Consider the following 19,388-nt stretch of genomic DNA (forward strand, 5'->3'; position numbering starts at 1 on the left):
TGCCATGACCTCACGCCAGATCACCCTGTACCACGCCGCCCGTTCACGCTCGAGCGGCGCCGTGGCCCTGCTCGAAGCGCTGGGTGCCGACTACCGCATGCAGGTGCTGGACCTGAAGGCCGGCGCCAACCTGGCCCCGGCCTACCTGGCCATCAACCCGATGGGCAAGGTGCCGGCCATCGTCCACAACGGTGCGCTGGTGACCGAACAGGTGGCGATCTACCTGTACCTGGCCGACCTGTACCCGGAAGCGGGGCTGGCACCGCCGATCGGTGACGCCCTGCGCGGGCCCTACCTGCGCTGGATGGCCTTCTACGGTGCCTGCTTCGAGCCGGCGATGATCGACAAGGCGATGCACCGCGAGCCGCCGCCGCGCCTGATGTCGCCGTACAACGACGCCGAGACCGTGCTGCAGGTGATCGAGGCCCAGCTGGCGCAGGGACCGTACCTGCTGGGCGAGACGATGAGCGCCGCCGACGTGCTGTGGGGCAATGCGCTGGCCTGGACCAGTGCCTTCGGCCTGGTGCAGCCGGCACCGGCAACGGCCGCCTACATCGAACGGATCAGCGCGATGACGGCGTTCGACCGCTCGCGGCAGATCGACGCGGAGCTGGCGGCGGCGTAATCGCGTCGCGCCCCCGCCGGGGCCGACCAGCCACCGGCGGACGGCGGGAGGGCCGGGATGCGGGTAGAATTGCCCGCTTTCCCGCCACCCGAATGGATTAAGCGCCATGACCGGGACGCCAGACGTCTTTCCGCCCGCCCCCGGCGGTACCCCGCTCGTTGCCCTGCCCGCCGGTCCGCGCAAGCCCGACCAGGTGAAAGGCAAGCTGTACATCAAGACCCACGGTTGCCAGATGAACGAGTACGACTCGGCCAAGATGGCCGACGTGCTTGCCGCCAGCGATGGCCTGGAACTGACCGACAGTCCCGATGACGCCGACGTCATCCTGGTCAACACCTGTTCCATCCGCGAGAAGGCGCAGGAAAAGGTGTTCAGCCAGCTGGGCGTGTGGAAGGGCCTGAAGAACAAGGGCCGTGAAGTGATCATCGGCGTGGGCGGCTGCGTCGCCTCGCAGGAAGGCGAGGCGATCATCAAGCGCGCGCCGTTCGTGGACCTGGTGTTCGGCCCGCAGACCCTGCACCGCCTGCCGGAACTGATCCGTGCCCGCCGCGAGCAGAAGCGCCCGCAGGTGGACATCAGCTTCCCCGAGATCGAGAAGTTCGACCGCCTGCCGGAACCGCGCGCCGAGGGCGCCTCGGCCTTCGTGTCGATCATGGAAGGTTGTTCCAAGTACTGCTCGTTCTGCGTGGTGCCCTACACCCGCGGCACCGAAGTCAGCCGTCCATTCGAGGACGTGGTGGTTGAAGTGGCCCAGCTGGCCGCGCAGGGCGTGCGCGAGATCAACCTGCTCGGGCAGAACGTCAACGCGTACCGCGGCCCGTATGGCGATGGCGAATTCGCCGACCTCGGCCTGCTGATCCGCACCATCGCCGAGATCGACGGCGTCGGCCGCATCCGCTTCACCACCTCGCACCCGCTGGAGTTCAGCGATTCGCTGATCGACGCGTTCCGCGACGTGCCGCAGCTGGCCAACTTCCTGCACCTGCCGGTGCAGGCCGGCAGTGACCGCGTGCTGTCAGCGATGAAGCGCGGCTACACCGCTTTGGAATTCAAGTCGAAGATCCGCAAGCTGCGCGCGGTGCGCCCGGATATCTCGATCAGTTCGGACTTCATCGTCGGCTTCCCCGGCGAGACCGATGCCGATTTCGAGAAGACCATGAAGCTGATCGAGGACATCGGCTTCGATCACAGCTTCTCCTTCATCTATTCGCGCCGACCGGGAACGCCGGCCGCGGACCTGGAGGACACGATCAGCGACGCGGAGAAGCACGCGCGCCTGTCGCGCCTGCAGGAGCGGATCAATGCGCACGCCGCCGGCATCTCCGAGAAGATGGTTGGCACCGTGCAGACCGTGCTGGTGGAAGGCCCGTCGCGCAAGAACCCGAACGAGTTGACCGGCAAGACCGAGAACATGCGTTCGGTGAACTTCCCGGCACCGGCGCGCCTGATCGGCCAGTTCGTGGACGTGGTGATCACCGAAGCGCTGACCAATTCGCTGCGCGCGCGGGTGGTGGCGGAGTAAGGCGTGCCGACCAACGGTCGGCACCTACCGGCATTGATGCCGGCCAGCGGCCGGCACTACCGGATGGCATGCTTCAATCCAGGCGCTTGCGGAAGCGCAGGATCGCCAGCGTCATCATCACCACGATGAAGGCCAGCAGCGCCAGTGCGTCGTGCCACAGCTCCCACAGCGAGGCGCCGCGCAGCATGATGCCGCGCACCAGTCGCAGGAAGTGGGTCAGCGGCAGCACTTCGGCCAGCCACTGCACCGGCCGTGGCATGCCGGCGAACGGGAACATGAAGCCGGACAGCAGGATCGACGGCAGGAACAGGAACAGCGTCATCTGCATCGCCTGGAACTGCGAGCGCGCGCGCGTGGAGATCAACAGGCCCAGCGCCAGGTTGGCCAGCACCAGCAGCACCGCGGCCAGGTAGATGTCCAGCAGGCTGCCGCGGATCGGCACCTGGAACAGCCAGGTGCCCAGCACCAGCACCAGCGTGGTCTGCAGCAGGCCGATGGCCGCATAGGGCAGCACCTTGCCCACCATCAGTTCGCTGCGCGATACCGGCGTGGCGATCAGCAGCTCCATGTTGCCGCGCTCGCGTTCGCGCACCACCGCCACTGCCGTGAACATCACCAGGGTCATGGTCAGGATCACCCCGATCAAGCCGGGGACGATATTCACCGCAGAGCGCCGCTGCGGGTTGTAGAAGCTGGTCACGCTGACCTGGCCGCTGGCAATGCTGCCTTCGCGCAGCGGCCGCGTGTTGCTGGTCGGGCGCGTATCCAACGGCACCTGCGCCAGCTGGATCGCCGCACTCTGCACCACGGTGTCGCTGCCATCGACCAGCACCTGCACCGCTTCGCGCCCATCGAAACGACGGCGCTCGAAATCGGCCGGCACCACGATGCCGACGCTGATCTCGCCGCGGCGCAGCGCCTGCATCAGCTGATCCGGGCTGTAGGCTTCGCTGCGCGGGGTGATCACACCGGTGGCGACCATGTCCTGCACCAGCGCGCGCGAGGCCGCGCTGTTCGCCTGGTCGGCAACACCCGCATCAAGATGGCGCAGGTTGAGGTTGATCGCATAGCCGAACAGCAGCAACTGCATCACCGGAATGCCGACGATCATCGCCAGCGTGATGCGGTCGCGGCGCAGCTGGCGCAGCTCCTTGAGCATGATCGCCCACAGCCGGCGCAGGTTCATGCCGCCGGCTCCCGGCCACGACCGCGGGTGGCGGCGACGAACACGTCTTCCAGGTTCGGCGCCACTGCCTCGATATGCGCCTGTGGATCGGCACCGGCCAAGGCGCGCTGCAGCGCCGACATATCGGCCGCGTCTTCACTGCACAGTACGCGCAGCTGCGTGCCGATCTGCGCCACGCTCAGAACGCCGGGCAGTTCGGCCAGCGCGCGGCCGGCCTGGCGTGGCTGCGAAGAGGTGACCTGCAGCGTGCGCCCCTGCAACCGCGCACAGAGTTCGGCCGGCGTGCCATCAGCCACCAGCGCGCCGCGATCCAGGATCGCCAGCCGGTGGCAGCGTTCGGCCTCATCCATGTAGTGGGTCGACACCAGCACGGTGGTACCGGCGTCGGCCAGTTCGAACAAGGCCTCCCAGAAATCGCGGCGCGATTCCGGGTCGACCGCGCTGGTCGGCTCGTCCAGGAACAGCAGTTCGGGCGAATGCACCACGGCGCCGGCCAGGGCCAGGCGCTGCTTCTGGCCGCCGCTGAGCGTGCCGGCCAACTGCGGCTGCCGGTCCTGCAGCCGATACTGCTGCAACAGTGCATCGACGCGCTGCCGCGCCTGCGCGCGCGGCAGGTCCTGGATGGCGGCAAGGAACTCCAGGTTCTCACGCACCGACAGGTCTTCGTACAGCGAAAAGCGCTGGGTCATGTAGCCGATGCGGCGGCGCAGCGCCTCGGCCTGTTCCGGCACCGACAGGCCCAGCACCTCGATCTGCCCCGCGCTCGGCTCCAGCAGGCCGCACAGCATGCGGATGGTGGTCGACTTGCCCGAGCCGTTCGGGCCGAGGAAGCCGTAGACCTGGCCGCGAGGCACGGTCAGGTCGACATTGTCCACGGCCAGCAGATCGCCGAAGCGCCGGGTCAGGCCCTGCGCATGCACGGCAATGTCGTCGCCGGTGTTCAGAAGCTCACCCGCACCGGCAACCCGGCCGGCAGTTTCTGCATGTCGGTCGCCTCGTCCACTTCGATCTCGGCCAGGTAGCTCAGCCGCGCCACGTCGTCGCCGGTCAACGCGTAGTACGGCGTAAATGAAGGCTCGCTGCGGATCGAGCGCACATGCCCTTTCAACGCAGCGGCGTGCCCTTCCAGATGCACCTGCGCGGCCTGCCCGACCTTGACCTGCAACCGTAGTGGCTGTGGCAGGTAGACGCGCGCATAGGGGCGCTCGCCGACCAGCATCACCGCCAGTGGTGCGCCGATCGGCGCCTGGTCGCCCTGCCGATAGGGCAAGGCGTCGACCACGCCATCGCGGGGGGCGCGCAGCTGAAGCTTCTGCAGATTGACGCCCTGCACCACCTGCTGGGCCTGTGCGGCATCGGCGGCCGCCTGGCCCTGGGCGATATCCTGCGCGCGGCTGCCGTGCACCAGCTCCAGCCAGGCCTGCTCGGCGGCACGCACGCTGGCTTCAGCGTTGCCGGCGGCGGCCCGTGCGCGGTCCAGCTCGGCCGCGGCGATCAGGCGCTGGCGTGCCAGCGGCTGCACCCGCCGGTAGTAGGCACTGGCTTCCACCGACTCCGCGCGTAGCGCGGCCAGCTGTGCCTGGGCCTGCGCGATCTGCTCCTGCCGTGGGCCGATCTTCAGTTCTTCCAGCTGCGCCTGCGCGCGCGCGGTGTCGGCCTGTGCGGCGGCGAACTGGGCGTCACCGCGGGCCGGGTCCAACTGCATCAGCACGGTGCCGGCCTTGACCTGCTGGCCTTCGCGCACCTCCACCGCTGCAATCACTTCGGCCGCCGGTGCCGGCACGGTGACCCGGTCCCATTCCAGCGTTCCCAGCGCAGTCGGTGGCGCCTGGCCACAGCCTGCCAGCAGGGCCAGGCCCACCAGTCCGAACCCACGCATCCCGTTGCCCATGACCATCCCCTCCAGCGACGGCGCTACGGTGCCATCAGCCCCGTGCACCCGCGATGATGCCGATCCGCCCTGGCGGTTTTTTCACCACGCCCTGACAGGCCTTGTGCCGTCAGGGTCTGGTCCACCTATCCACAGGTTGATTCGGCATCATTCCACAGCGGGTGTGGAAAAGCGGCAGGAGGATGGCCGGATTGCTCGCCTGGCAATGGAACGTGCGCCGGCGGCAGGATGGATCGCGCGGTGGGGTGATCACCAAAACGCTGAGCACCCCGCTGCGCGCCCGTTGTGGTGGCCTGATTGCCCAGATCGGATCCCGCTGGAACGCCGATCCCACCAGCACGGGAAGCCACAGCGGATGTGGAAAAGCTGCGACGTCAGAGCGGAGAGCCTGCGGCCAGAGGCCGGTCACGCCATCCATAGGCATCCTTCAGGAAACCACTGACCTCGTTGTTCTGGTAGACGACAACGCTACGATCACCCTTGCCGCAGTGCATTTCATCGCCAGCTTCCGCGCCTGCTGCCATTTTCCCGCACACCAGCACGCGCTCGGGACGTCCTCGCCGGTTGAAGTGAAACACCCTATAACCTTCGCCCGACCCCTGGAGCACGCGTGCATCGAATCCGTCTGCAGCGATGGCGTCTTCCGGCATCGGTACGTCAGGATTCATCCAGCCATTGATGACCTGCACCAGGCGTCCAGCCTTATCGTAATCCTCCTGGCGATAGACCGGCCCGGAATCGCTGGCCCAGGCCCGCCGGCGCAGTGCGTGGGAATCTGCATCAAACACTTCGTGAACCCGCATCTTCTCCGCAACGCGATGACTACGGATCCGGGGATAGGTCGACAGTTGCGAGAACCCATTCATTCCCACCTCGGCGGGAATGGTGACGTTGACGAAGTCGTACCGCAGGTCTGCACCCTTCACGCCCAGCCGGGTGACGGCATCCTGATAGAGAGGCTGCGCATCGGCCGGCAACAGATCCCCTTCGATGCTGTTGATCACGTAGACCCCCAGTTGCTGATCCAGCCGGGCCATCGCATAGGTCTCAAATCCGTAGACGCTCCGCTCGGACGGCCGTATGTACTCCGCAACGCCGGTCCACCCGGACGTACCCCTGACCGATGCCATGACATTCCGCCCCATCGATGGCGACGGCGGCGTTGATCTGACGGAGGCATACATCCGGCCATCATCGTCGAGCAGATATCGTTGCACCAGGGCGTTGCCTTGATCCATCTGATCACAGGTCAATCCCTCTCCACCTTGACGCAGACTGGCCGGAGTTGGCTGCGCCGACCATGTCGGGCGACTGTGCTTGTCATACTTCATGCAGTTCAATGTCTGGCTGAACAACATGCCATCCGGTCCACGCCCGTGCTTGCGGATCTCGACGAGGCGTTCCTGGTCGTCGTAGAGATAATCACGCGCTTCGGCGAGCACGAAGTCCTTGGATATCGTCCGGAGAAGTCCGGCAGCCGCTGTTCTCGCTGAAGGATCAATCTCGACGGCGGTAGGAGGGGACAAAGGCACTTCGCGGGACACCAAGCCGCCCGTTTCCGAATTCCAGCTAGCAGATTTCCGGCTCCGCCACAGCTCCTCGCGGCAGACACGTTCACCGGCCCCGTCTTCCGACTGGACGTACACAATGCTCCCACCCAGCAGGGAGAAGGGAAGCGTGCGTGACGCCGAATTCGAACGACTGAGCCTGATCTGCGGAAGCGAGAGGCGACCATCGGCCATGGGCGATGCTTCTCTCAGCTCCGTTGCATAGTCATCGATCATAGGGGACGTCAGAACGCTGATGTACTCCATCTTCCAAGGGGAAACCCAGGGATCGTTTGCCACCTTATCCCCACAGGCCCAGGCCGAGGGGCTGAGCACGGCACACGCCAGCATTACGCCCCCTGCCCGCCGCCCCGCCACTGACCACCCCCGCTTCTGCGGAGGTCTCGTACCCATCGACTTCATATGACTGCCTCCTGGCATGCATCCTGTACGTAAAGCCCATTACTCGTCATTCGCCCGGCAAACCGAGCTTCGTGGTACCAAAGCCATACTTCGTTTCCATCAGCTTCTTCACCGGGCCCATTCCCTCCACGCTCATCTTGCCGTCCGGCGTGCCGCAGCGTGTACCGACCTGCGTCCTGGCGTACTGCAGCTCGGCTTCACGGCTGCGCTTGGGCCGAGGATCGGGCTCCCACCAGGGGAAATGGGCGTAGGGCTTGTTGGTCGAGACTTCGTAGCGCCAGCACACGAACGACAGGGTCTCTCTACCGGCAGCGTCATAGTCGTACACGCGGTAAGAGCTGTAGCCGTTGGTGAGCGGCGTGAGCTTCAAGGCACCCTTCTCGGCGTAGGCGCGCAGGTTCTCGGTGTAGCCGTCGTCATCGGATACCGGACCGGACAGGATCACCCGCGTGAGCTTGCCATTTGCGTCGTAGTTCTCCTGGCGATTCAGATCCAGCCTGCGCCACTGTCGTTCGCTCGGATGCTTTGCCTGCGGTCCGAATACTTCGAAAATCCTGCTATCCGAACGGTGCAGATACTCACGCACACGGGTATAGCCTGTGACTCCTTCAAAGTACCCCTTGGCGACCTCTGGAGGAACACGCTCACCCGGGAACGTGTACCGCACCTCCTGCGACACGCTCCGACTGCGCTCTGCGAAAACTGGAGTGGCGTCAGATGGAACCAGGGTAGCGGAAGGGCTTCGCACCCCTACAAGTCCTCTTTTTTCGCTGCCATAAAAGCGAATGCCGACGATCCGTTTCAATTCAGCGTCGTCGACATTGACGAAGCCCCCTACAGTCCAGGCACCATCGGTCGCCTCCGTTCCAGGGCCGGTGTCCTCGCGGTAGGGATCCTCACCTGGCTTACGGGTGGCTTCCTTCTCTACATCGGAAGCCAGCGATCCATCCGGTCGATAAGTGAAGTATCGAGTGGTAGGGCGGGATGGCATATCGCGGAGCTGCGAACACTGGAACTCTGGCCTATCCGAGACTATCAATCCAGAACTCTCATTTGCCACTTCTATGCGACCATTTTTGTCGTAGAGTGCACAAAACGTTGTGGCCCTACGCCCTTTCGCGTCAACATTCTGAATCGAAGTCAATCTACCAGCCGAGTCATAATGGAGCTCATAGCTCCTACTCAGCTCGAAATAGGGATAGACCGACTTAACCGCAGGATGCAGGCTCTCAGGCGGCACTTGGCCAATCAATTTGGATTCCCGCCTCTTCCACTCTTCAACGCGACATAGCCGCTGCCCTTGAGCGCTTTCTTCCAAGTAATAAATAGCACCACCATTCGAGTTGAACGGTTTATTGTGCAACTCACCGAGTATTGGCTCGACACTGATCCGTACGTAGGGGGCATCTTCGTTCGCGCGACTGAGGCTGGCGCCTACCGCATCCACCTCGCCCGATGGGCTTGGCCTGAACTTGATCACCATCCCACCATTCTGAAACCGGAGATCCCTTTCATTTGATGAACCGCAGTCTGCATGCGCGGATTGCACACCACACAGGGTCCCCAAGGCCACCATCGCCCTCAACAGTAGATGCCCACTCATACTTGCTCTCCGTGCCCCCAAGAACCATGGCGACCCGAGTACGCTAGTTCAGTTGACCGATCCGCCTCAATAGGCACGACTGCAATGATCTCGTTCGGCATCGCTGCAGCGGGATCATCCATGTCACTCCCCCAGAGGAGTGGCATGGTTACCCAGAAACCCTGAATCCCGCGACGCGTTTCGGTACCTCTGAGGAAATCCGTCGCCTTACGCACATCATGCCGCCCCACCGCATCGGTCACGTAGTCGTTCACAACACTTGGCTCCTTCATGAAATCTGGCTGCAGATCTGCCGGCTGCGCGTAGAGCATGCGCCTGACGTGCCCTTTGTCACTAAGACCTGCCGCCGGAAATCCATGAAACACTGAGTCGTAGCGAGGGAAAGAGTCGCGAGGGACATTCGTGAAGACACGCTGATAAGCTTCTGAATTGGCATCCGCAAGCGCCCTGATTCCCGCCCAAGTTTTGGCACTTGCCGGCTTGTCGACCTCCAGGGTCGGAACTTTTTTGCTGAATAAAGGGTAGTAACCTTTGGTTGCATCAGAAAGGACGAATTGCTTGTCCCCCTTCTCAGGCTTCGTCTCAAGCGCCTGCCCCAGGAACTTCTTCCAAAGATTCATCCGCAGATCCCGTGCAAACTTCCGGGTTATCACCTGCAAGCCATTGCCCAGGTCCATCGACTTGGCCGCACCATCCACGATCACTGCGGCGATCTCGGTGTCACCCGTGCCCAGCAGGCTGCGGTCGTTGCAGTTCGCACTTCCAATGATGGCCACGGCGTCGTCCACGATCAGCAGCTTGGAGTGTACGTAACACTGCTCGGTCACCACGTACAAGGGGGTGGCCTGGTCGGCGCCGATCGTATGCGGTGCGTAGTGGTTCTTGTGGTTGATGTCGGCCAGGACCCCATAACTTCTCAGGTTCATTACCGACAGGTATTGCTTCCAGCGCCCGGCCTTCACCTCTGCCTGCAGGTCGGCCTCTTCCACGCTCGCCTCGCGGATGTCCTTGTCGCGCGCGATCAGTGAACGGCAGATGCGGCGGATCAGGCTGTCGTCGCCACGCAACAGGGTCTGCTGCACCCAGTATTGCTGCTTCAGCACGGCACCGTCGAACAGGCTGCCTTCCGGATGCACGGGCAAGGTGATGTACACATGGAAGCCCTGTCCGGCCACGATGGCGCGGCGGATGCGCGCAGCGATGGCCGCCACCAGCGGGTTGCTCAACGCTGTCAGTTCCATGCCACGTGCCAGCGTGGCCTGCTCCAGCAGGCCGGCGCCTGTCACAAGTTCGGATAGAAGTCTCGTCCTACTCGCCCGGCAAACCGAGCTTCGTGGTACCAAAGCCGTATTTGGTTTCCATCAACTTCTTCACCTGCCCCATACCCTCCACGCTCATCTTGCCGTCCGGCGTACCGCAGCGTGTACCGACCTGCGTCCTGGCGTACTGCAGCTCGGCTTCACGGCTGCGCTTGGGCCGAGGATCGGGCTCCCACCAAGGGAAATGGGCGTAGGGCTTGTTGGTCGAGACTTCGTAGCGCCAGCACACGAACGACAGGGGCTCTCTACCGGCAGCGTCATAGTCGTACACGCGGTAAGAGCTGTAACCGCTGGTGAGGGGCGTGAGCTTCAATACGCCCTTGTCTGCGTAGGCGCGCAGGTTCTCGGTGTAGGCGTCACCAGAGACCGGGCCAGACAGGATCACCCGCGTGAGCTTGCCCTTTGCGTCGTAGTTTTCCTGACGATTCAGATCCAGCGTGCGCCACTGACGTTCACGGGGGTACTTTGCGCGGGGAGCAAAGATCTCATAGATCTCGCTCCCGGTGCGATGCTGATAACTGCGCACACGTGTGTAGCCACCAATGCCACTGAACTGCGCACCTGCAGCACTCAAAGGTACGGCCTCGGCGGGAAACGTGTAGCGAAGCACCTCGCCTTGTGTGGAGGCTCCCGCCTATACCATCCGACTCAAGATAGATGATCTGCCCACCATCCTGATCGAACCCTCTGTTACGAACCAGAGAAGCATCCGGCACAATTCCCGGAAGACTCACCCTCCTGTCTTCAGTAATCCTTGGAAGACGGTAAGTGACCTTTTCCGCGTTTGATGGCGACAGCCGCATTTCCACTCCGGCTGTAGGTGCCAGCAAAGGAGCTTCAGCATCGTTGCAAGCAGCGCGAACAGTTGCGCTGGCGGCAAGCACAGCAACGAAGAGCAACTTCGATGAAACACATCTGCTTTCATGCTTCAAGCATTTCATCCCTGCCTTCTCTACAACTTGCCAAGTGTGCCCAACGCTGGGGCCACCGGGACAATGAATCGATGAAGATTCTTCTGATCCTTCATCGTGCCCGAGGAACGCGCAATCTGTACTGCAGCCATTGATCGCTCAACGGCGTCAGTTCCGTGCCACGCGCCAGCGTGGTCTACTCCGGCAGGCCGACGCCTGTCACAAGTTCGGGAAAGAAGTCTTGCCCTACTCGCCCGGCAATCCCAGCTTGGTCGTCCCAAACCCGTACTTGGTTTCCATCAGCTTCTTCACCGGGCCCATTCCCTCCACGCTCATCTTGCCGTCCGGCGTGCCGCAGCGTGTACCGACCTGCGTCCTGGCGTACTGCAGCTCGGCTTCACGGCTGCGCTTGGGCCGAGGATCGGGCTCCCACCAGGGGAAATGGGCGTAGGGCTTGTTGGTCGAGACTTCGTAGCGCCAGCACACGAACGACAGGGTCTCTCTACCGGCAGCGTCATAGTCGTACACGCGGTAAGAGCTGTAGCCGCTTGTGAGAGGCGTGAGCTCCAAAACGCCCTTCTCGGCGTAGGCGCGCAGGTTCTCGGTGTAGGCGTCACCAGAGACCGGGCCGGACAGGATCACCCGCGTGAGCTTGCCCTTTGCGTCGTAGTTTTCCTGACGATTCAGATCCAGCGTGCGCCACTGACGTTCACGGGGGTACTTTGCGCCAGGAGCAAAAATCTCGAAGATGCGCTGTCCGGTGCGGTGGAAATACTCACGAACGCGCGTATATGCGGTTACGCCGTTAAATTGCCCCTTCAGCACATCTGGCGATACACGCTCTCCAGGGAAGGTGTAGTTCAACTCCCTACCTTCATCCCGACTGCGTTGCTCAAAGATGGGCGTCGAGTCGGATGAAGCGATGGCAAAGGATTTACTCTGAATACCAGTAAGCCCGCGCTTATCACTCATCTGAAACGAAGCACCAATGCGGTGATGGATGCTGGCACCGTTAAAGAAAAATTCCCCCTGCGCGTACCAGGCCCCATCAGTTGCCTCGGTTCCGAAGTCGACATCCTCTTGCTCTGCGCTCTCCCCAAGCTTGCGTGTAGCCTTCTTGGTCATATCCAAAGCCAAGAATCCATCAGGCCGATAAGAAAAGTATCTTGTATCTACACTTACTGGCTTATCTCGAAGATCCGAGCACTGAAAATGCGGATCCTCCGAGACGATCAACCCAGAACTCTCATTTGCCACCTCTACGCGACCATTTTCGTCATAGAGCGCACAGAACGTTGTGACCTTACGGCCCGACGTGCCGGTCTGTTGAATCGATGTCAATTGACCCGACGCATCGTAATCAAGCTCGTGCGCCTTATGCATTTCAAAGTACGGATACAGCAACTTGACTGCAGGATGCAGGCTTTGGGGAGGCGCTTCACCAATCAGCTTGGACTCCCGCCTTCTCCATTCCTCAGCACGGCAGATCCGCTGCCCTTGGCCAGTAGTTTCCAGATAGTAGACCGAACCACCATTCGAGTCGAATGGAACGTTGTTCAACTTAGCCAGATCAGGACCGGTCCTGATTCTTATGTAAGGTGCCACCTCGTTCGCGCGACTGAGGCTGGCGCCTACTGCATCTCCTCCACCATCCAAGCTTGGCGTAAACTTGACCACCATGCTGTGTCCCTGAAAGCGGCCATCCCCTTCATTTTTTGAACTGCAACCTGCATGCGCGGCTTGCACGGCGCACAGAGCACTCACCGCAATCAGTGCTTTCAGCAGCAAATACTCACTCACACCTTTTCTCCTTGACTCAAGGCAGCATGTCGAGTCGAGTATGCCAATTCACTTGACCTATCCCCCTGAACAGGCAGGGCTGCAATGATCTCGCTCGGCATCGCGGCAGCCGGATCGTCCATGCTGCTCCCCCAAAGCAGCGGCATGGTGACCCAAAAGCCCTTAATCCGCGGACGTCCTGGCTCGCCCCTGAGGAAGTCAGTCGCCTTGCGCACATCATGCCGACCGACAGCACTGGTCACATAGTCGTTCTCAATACTAGGCTCCTGCATGAAGTCTGGTTGCAGGTCTGGTGGTTGCGCATACAACATGCGCTTGACGTGTCCCTTGTCACTCAGGCCTGCTGCGGGGAACCCATGAAACACGGAATCATAGCGGGGAAACGAATCACGTGGGACATTGGTGAAGACCTGCTGATAGGCATCCGAATTAGCGTCAGCAATCTTCCTGATCCCCTGCCAAGTTCTGGCGCTTGCCGGCTGTTCGATCTGCGGAACTGGATCTACCATATGGAACCAAGGCAGATACGCCCCCGCAGCTCCAGCTGCAGAGTATGGTTTCTTCTTTTTCTCTGACAGCTCTTGAATCGCCTGCCCCAGGAACTTCTTCCAAAGCTTCATCCGCAGATCCCGCGCAAACTTCCGGGTTATCACCTGCACGCCATTGCCCAGGTCCATCGACTTGGCCGCACCATCCACGATCACTGCGGCGATCTCGGTGTCACCTGTGCCCAGCAGGCTGCGGTCGTTGCAGTTCGCACTTCCAATGATGGCCACGGCGTCGTCCACGATCAGCAGCTTGGAGTGTACGTAACACTGCTCGGTCACCACGTACAAGGGGGTGGCCTGGTCGGCGCCGATCGTATGCGGTGCGTAGTGGTTCTTATGGTTGACGTCGGCCAGGACCCCATAACTTCTCAGGTTCATTACCGACAGGTACTCCTTCCAGCGCCCGGCCTTCACCTCTGCCTGCAGGTCGGCCTCTTCCACGCTTACTTCGCGGATGTCCTTGTCGCGCGCGATCAGCGAACGGCAGATGCGGCGGATCAGGCTGTCGTCGCCACGCAACAGGGTCTGCTGCACCCAGTACTGCTGCTTCAGCACGGCACCGTCGAACAGGCTGCCTTCCGGATGCACGGGCAAGGTGATGTACACATGGAAGCCCTGTCCGGCCACGATGGCGCGGCGGATGCGCGCAGCGATGGCCGCCACCAGCGGGTTGCTGGCCGCTGACTTCACGCCCTGCTTGCGCTTCACCAGGTCCTGCACAACGCCGGTTTTCCCGATGGGCCCACTCATGGCCACGCCCTTGTCGACGTAGCCGGCCTTCTTTTTTTCGGCTTTGGTCATGGGCCGCCGCTCGCCGCCCTTGATTGCCGTCTCCACCGTCCTGCCGGCTTCAGCGTCGGACCATCCGCATTCGGAAATCAGGAACTGGGTCTCGAGGTAGACAAAGGCGCGCGCCGAGGCGATGCAGTTGACCATCGCATCGAGGATCGAATGCATCGGCTGGTTGCGCTCCCAGTACGGCTGCAGGCAACTGGCATCGTCCAGATTCAGGCCGAGTTCCTTGCAGCCCTTCTTCTCCAGCGCATGCAACGCCGTACCCGAGGAACGCACGATCTGTACGGTGACGTCGCCGGCCGTGCCCGGCCGGGCCAGGTCACCGAACAACGCCTGCATGCCGCCCATCGACTGCAGCCATTGATCGCTCAACGGCGTCAGTTCCATGCCACGTGCCAGCGTGGTCTGCTCCGGCAGGCCGGCGCCTGTCCAGTCGTTGGCACCGCGGATGCCACGGTTCAGAACCTTGCGCACCGCCGCGCCGATTTCACGGTCGCCGCGCTGGTTCTGCCAGACCATGGCGTTCCAGCGGTGCATGAAGTTGCGGCAGATGTCGAACACCGCCGGTCCCTGCAGGCGCGCGTGCACGTCCTGCCACGGCATGCGCGGCTGGCGGCCGCTGTCGAGCAGGCGCTGGATGCGATCCACCGGCTCGTTGATCCACTTCACCAGCGATTCCCACGCCTGTTTGGCCTTGTTGAACTTGTTCTCGATCTCGGCATATTTGGCCTTGGCGTCCGTGACCAGCGAGTCAGGATCACGTACGTATCCCACGACCGTGGTGGCCGTCTTGATCGGGCCCAGAATGGCGTCCTTGATCGCAGCCTTGCGCTCATCGACCCACTCGCCGAACTTCTTCGCCTGGATCTTCGTGAAGCCTTCCACCGCACGCCCTGCGGCGGCGGCAGCCTCGCCGACGTTCAGCTTGACCGCCTCGTCGGCGGCCCGGTTGGAAGCGGCGATGACGTCGGCGTATTCCTTTTCGATCTCGGTCAACCACCCTTGAATGGCCAGGAAGGTCTTGGCGACCGAACGCTGTACCTTCACGGCTTCTTCCATGCCCGGAATGACCATCTCGGCAAGCTTGCGGATGCCTTCGCGCTCCAACGCGTCGGGCACGCCCAGCTTATCCGCATAGTCCTGCAGTTCGGCCAGTGCGGCGCCTGCATCCCACTGCGCCTTCATCCGGTCCAGCGCGATGGCCAGGCCCGGCACGTATGCCTGGGCAAAGCCGGGGCGGACACGGCCCGCTGCATCCGGGCTGGTATCGGGCTTGTCCAGGGTCAGGTCCTGCTCAGCCCTCGTCATGCCCCGGAATTTGCTCAGGCAGTTGTTGTAGTGATCATTGAGCACATGCAACGTCGGGTCGCAGACCACGTCGAAGTTGCCGTCGTCCCAGCGCCCGTGGGCGATGTCCAGGCCGCCGACGAAGCCGATCTTCCCGTCCACCACCAGGATCTTCTGGTGGTGCGAAAAGGCGATGTTGAAGGCATCGGTGCGGCCGGTGGCCGGGTTGTGCAGGCCGACCTGCACCTGCCCCGGCGTGTTGGCATCCTGCATCTTGTACAGGGCCGTGCGCGCCTCGTTTTCGTGGGTGTAGGCCGCCGCCTCGACACTGTCGTAGAGGAGCACCCGCACATCCACGCCGCGCTGGTTGATGGCGTCGAACAGCAGTTCGCTCAGTCGGCTGGCGTGGGCACCGCCACGGCTGTCCAGCTCGGTGTCGAAGTTCATCTGCCAGTCGGCGATGAAGATGAACTTCTGCGCGCCGCGGATGGCATCGGCCATCGCCTTCATCGCCGAGCGGCCATCGGTGTAGGCGTCAACCTTGTTGCCGCGCCGCACCGGCGCGAACTGGCGGTCCGGTGGCGCGTAGTAGTCACCGCTGCTGGTGCCCTTCTGCCCGTCCAGGCAGGTCAATGCGGTATGCGGGACGCTGCCCAGCTTGGTGCCGTCTGCCATCACTGGATCTCCTTGCGCTGGGCCGGGTCGGCGTCGATATGCGACTGGAACTCGTACTCGGCACGCTGCCGGTAGGCATACAGCGCCGCATCATCGGGAAGGTCGGCCAGGGTTTTGCCGTAGTTGATCGCTTCAAGCGTGTCCATGGTGGCGCGCACGCCTGGCGAGCTGCTGTAGGGACGCGGACGCTGCAGGGGAATCACGTCGATGCCATGCACCAGGAACAGCCGCCCCGGGAACCGGCCGGCATCGTTCCAGATCTTCGCGCACAGGGCGTCGTCCAGGCTGACGTCGCCCTGCTCGTCGGCCTGCCCCTCGGCAACGGTCTCGGCCCAGTTGCCCGGTACCAGCGCGCCATCTCGCATGTCCTCGTCCAGCGCCCGGCGGGTACGCACGATCTTCCAGGGCTGGCCTGCCAGCGGATGCCCCTGCGGCCCCGGAATGTCCTGCAGGCGGAAGGCCAGCTTCGGAATCTGCTCGCTGAGGGTGCTGGTCGGCATGTCCGGGAGCGCGTAGCTGAGCTGCGCAGGCCCGACGAAGGACTTCTGCCCGGCATGCACGGTGATGGTGCCGGGACAGTTCACCACCAGGTTGCCGCCCTCCAGGGTGAGGCTGGCGCCACCGGCGGTGGCGATATGCAGGGTGCGCGGCGCGGCCAGTTCCACGGCCGCCTGGGCGCTGGCGGCACGTAGAGAGGCACGCGATTGCACGTTGATCTGCGCGGACTGGGCGCGGACGTCCAGCGCCGCCTGCCCTGCCACGACGCTCAATGCAGCCTCGCCGGCAAAGGTCCGGCCACTGGCCGCGAGCACGCCCACGGCCTGCATCGCGTGCAGGCGCGCGCTACCGGCCACGCTGGCATCGCTGTGCTGGCCACTGGCCAGCACCACATGCCGGGCACTGCTCCACTGCAGCGCCTGCCCGGCCACCATGGCCAGGCCGGCGTGGCCGTGCAGCCCGAGCATGGGCTCTTCTGTATGCGGCACGGCGCCGCCGGTGGGCCGACCCTCACCACCTGCGCGGGCCTGTGCGTAGTCCTGCCCGGGCACGCTGGCGCGCGCGACCCGCTGCAGGCCCGCCAGGCCCGCGCTGTCCTCCGGCGGAGCGTGGCTGGCCATGCCGACCGCCCGGTGGGTGGTCGCCATCGCGTGCCAGGACCCGGCCAGGGTTGACGCCTGCTGCAGCAGCGCACTGGCGGCAACGGCCTCACCGGCCGGCGAAGCGGGGGCGCGGGGGTGCGCGATCAGCCATGCGCCACGCTCGGCGCGCAGTGCGCCCCAGGCATCGGTACGCAGTTCCGCGCCCTCGCCGCGCAGGGACCCGCGATGGTTGTCGGCCTGGTGCCGCAGGTGGCCAAGATTCAGTTCGCTGATGGCATGGCTGCTGGCCAGCTGCAGGCGCAGCTGCGCATCGGAGTCGTCGAATACCAGGCGGTTGTAGCCGGTTCCGGACCACTCCCGTGACTGGATGCCCCACAAGGCACCGGCATGCCGGTGCTGGTCTTCACCGGGCGCCATCGCATGCCAGGCAGGGGCGTGGCCGCCGGCCGCATTGCCCTGCGCACTCGGACACCTGTCGACGGCCTGGCCGAACAGGCCTGCGTCGCTACCGGCTGCAGCCGCACCGGCAGGCGTGGGAGCAGCGCCGGCATCACCACGGCCGTTGTACAGCGCGCCCAGCACCAGCGGCCGGTCGATGTCGCCCTCAAGGAAGCCGACCAGCACCTCCTGGCCTACGCGCGGCAGGAACTGCGAACCCACGCCTGGCCCGGCGTAGCGCTGCGCCACCCGCATCCAGCACGTTGCCTCGGCGTCGGTGGCCCCCTGCAGATGCAGGCGCACCCGGACCCGGCCCTGGCTGTCGGCATGCAGATCGGCGTCACTCCGGCCATCGCCGGCGATGACCCGGGCGGTCTGGTAGCCCGGTGCAAGCGGCCGCGGGTTGATGCGCTCCCCCGTTCCGTCCTGCAGTACCGGGCGCCATGGCTGCCGCTGGTCGACGGCCCGGAACCGGTTGGCGTAGCCCAACGCCGAGGACGCCTCGAGCGGGGCTCCCGGCAGCCCTGCGCTGGCCGCGAGCCAGGGCGCAGGTGGCTCGGCCCGCCGCTGCCCGCGCCCCTGCGTGATCGGCGGCGGGTTGCACCCGTGGTGCAGTACTTCGGTTGGCAGGAGGGTCGGGGCGGCGGCGGTTCCGGCCGCCAGCACGCGGATGAAGCGGCCCGCCTGCAGGCTTCGAACGCTGCCGGTGCCCAGCCAACCGGCCAGGCCCGCCTCGTGCGCTTCGGCTACCCGGCGCGCCCGGCGCTGCCCATCGGCCGCCTGGGCGAAGGCATGCGCGCCCACCGGGTCGTAGATCTCGCGCGGACTCTGGCCGCCCGCCTGCAACGGCAACTGGACATGGCGGAGCACCGGCCCCCGGTAATCGCTGGTGACCAGCGACAACCGGTTGCTGCCCAGCAGGCGACGTGCGCCCAGCTGCTGCAGCGTGTCCGCCGCTTCGGTACCGTCATTGCGATGGAAGCGGATGCCGCCATCGCGGGCGGACTGAGGGTTCTCCGGCTGCGCTCGACTGTCGGAAAACAGCACGAGGGTCAGCCGCCCGCCGCTGTCGCTCTCGAATGCGCCGGCAATTCCCTCTTCGGCCAGCAGGCGCTGCACGAAGGCCAGGTCCGGCTCGCGATACTGCACGCAGTAGCTGCGCGCCGGCGCCTCGGCCAGAGCGGCCATGGCGTCCTCGCTCCAACGCCAGCAGGCCAACTCACCATGCCCGCCCAGCACGTCCTCGACGATGTCGCGCACGGTGCGTTCCTGGTACACGCGGCTGTGCCGTGCATGCCCCAGCATCCAGGTCCATGGGACACAGTGCAGGCGATAGCGCGCCAGGCCGCCCTCGCTCTCCAGCCGATGGGCAGAGGCAACATACCCGCAGCGCAGATGGTCCTGGCCATCGTCCAGGCGGGTGACCAGCGCCGCCTCGCGACCCGGCCATTCACCGAACGCGAGGCCCGCGTCCGGATGCAGCACATCCACCCAGTAATCGAATCCACCAGCCAGGCATTCATGGCCCCACCATTGTTCGACGAACAAAGGGGGCAGGCCATCGGCCCGCAGGCGGTGCAGTTGATGGTCCGGCTCCAGCCCGACCAGCGAAGCAAGCGCGGCATGCGCGAGTGAAGCATCCATGTCATTTCCTGTGCCAGGCGCTCCTGCCCTGGCGATGGCCTACCTGCCACTTCCGCGTTGCTACGGGCCGGGCA

12 protein-coding genes are annotated in these 19,388 nt (G+C 64.1%); 2 read left to right on the forward strand and 10 right to left on the reverse strand.

Annotation, left to right across the window (positions count from 1 at the left end; translation table 11 throughout):
• Positions 1 to 4 precede the first annotated feature (4 nt).
• On the forward strand, positions 5 to 625 hold the full coding sequence (locus N5C18_RS00610) for a glutathione S-transferase family protein (RefSeq protein ID WP_008264796.1): 621 nt from the start codon (positions 5 to 7) through the stop codon (positions 623 to 625).
• Between the two features lie 106 nt (positions 626 to 731).
• The gene (gene miaB, locus N5C18_RS00615) at positions 732 to 2,147 is read left to right on the forward strand and encodes a tRNA (N6-isopentenyl adenosine(37)-C2)-methylthiotransferase MiaB (protein WP_040008215.1); all 1,416 of its coding nucleotides are present in this window, start codon (positions 732 to 734) and stop codon (positions 2,145 to 2,147) included.
• A gap of 73 nt (positions 2,148 to 2,220) precedes the next feature.
• Here miaB and N5C18_RS00620 read toward each other — a convergent pair whose 3' ends face one another.
• From N5C18_RS00620 to N5C18_RS00665, 10 genes are all read right to left on the reverse strand, one after another.
• Positions 2,221 to 3,333, reverse strand: coding sequence for an ABC transporter permease (locus N5C18_RS00620; RefSeq protein WP_008265309.1), 1,113 nt, complete (start codon positions 3,331 to 3,333; stop codon positions 2,221 to 2,223).
• On the reverse strand, positions 3,330 to 4,253 hold the full coding sequence (locus tag N5C18_RS00625) for an ABC transporter ATP-binding protein (protein ID WP_279943564.1): 924 nt from the start codon (positions 4,251 to 4,253) through the stop codon (positions 3,330 to 3,332). Before N5C18_RS00625 ends, N5C18_RS00620 begins: the two co-directional genes overlap by 4 nt.
• Before the next feature lie 20 nt (positions 4,254 to 4,273).
• Positions 4,274 to 5,230, reverse strand: a complete 957-nt coding sequence (locus N5C18_RS00630; protein ID WP_279943566.1) for an HlyD family efflux transporter periplasmic adaptor subunit — start codon at positions 5,228 to 5,230, stop codon at positions 4,274 to 4,276.
• A 368-nt stretch (positions 5,231 to 5,598) separates the two neighbouring features.
• On the reverse strand, positions 5,599 to 6,966 hold the full coding sequence (locus tag N5C18_RS00635) for a hypothetical protein (protein WP_279943567.1): 1,368 nt from the start codon (positions 6,964 to 6,966) through the stop codon (positions 5,599 to 5,601).
• Positions 6,967 to 7,240: 274 nt separating this feature from the next.
• Complete coding sequence (locus N5C18_RS00640; protein WP_154582925.1) at positions 7,241 to 8,677, reverse strand: hypothetical protein; 1,437 nt, start codon at positions 8,675 to 8,677, stop codon at positions 7,241 to 7,243.
• A gap of 116 nt (positions 8,678 to 8,793) precedes the next feature.
• Positions 8,794 to 10,038, reverse strand: a complete 1,245-nt coding sequence (locus N5C18_RS00645; protein WP_279943568.1) for a phospholipase D-like domain-containing protein — start codon at positions 10,036 to 10,038, stop codon at positions 8,794 to 8,796.
• Between the two features lie 67 nt (positions 10,039 to 10,105).
• Positions 10,106 to 10,726 carry a hypothetical protein gene (locus tag N5C18_RS00650; RefSeq protein ID WP_279943569.1) on the reverse strand — a complete coding sequence of 207 codons (621 nt, stop codon included), beginning with the start codon at positions 10,724 to 10,726 and terminating at the stop codon, positions 10,106 to 10,108.
• Between the two features lie 547 nt (positions 10,727 to 11,273).
• A complete protein-coding gene (locus tag N5C18_RS00655) occupies positions 11,274 to 12,827 on the reverse strand; it encodes a hypothetical protein (protein ID WP_279943570.1) in 1,554 nt (517 codons plus the stop codon).
• The gene (locus tag N5C18_RS00660) at positions 12,824 to 16,132 is read right to left on the reverse strand and encodes a phospholipase D-like domain-containing protein (protein WP_279943571.1); all 3,309 of its coding nucleotides are present in this window, start codon (positions 16,130 to 16,132) and stop codon (positions 12,824 to 12,826) included. The genes N5C18_RS00655 and N5C18_RS00660 overlap by 4 nt, the downstream gene beginning before the upstream one ends.
• Complete coding sequence (locus tag N5C18_RS00665; RefSeq protein WP_279943572.1) at positions 16,132 to 19,314, reverse strand: type VI secretion system Vgr family protein; 3,183 nt, start codon at positions 19,312 to 19,314, stop codon at positions 16,132 to 16,134. Before N5C18_RS00665 ends, N5C18_RS00660 begins: the two co-directional genes overlap by 1 nt.
• Between the last annotated feature and the right edge of the window lie 74 nt (positions 19,315 to 19,388).

Origin of the sequence: Stenotrophomonas sp. GD03930, assembly GCF_029839665.1 — a bacterium.
Classification (GTDB): Bacteria; Pseudomonadota; Gammaproteobacteria; order Xanthomonadales; family Xanthomonadaceae; genus Stenotrophomonas; species Stenotrophomonas forensis.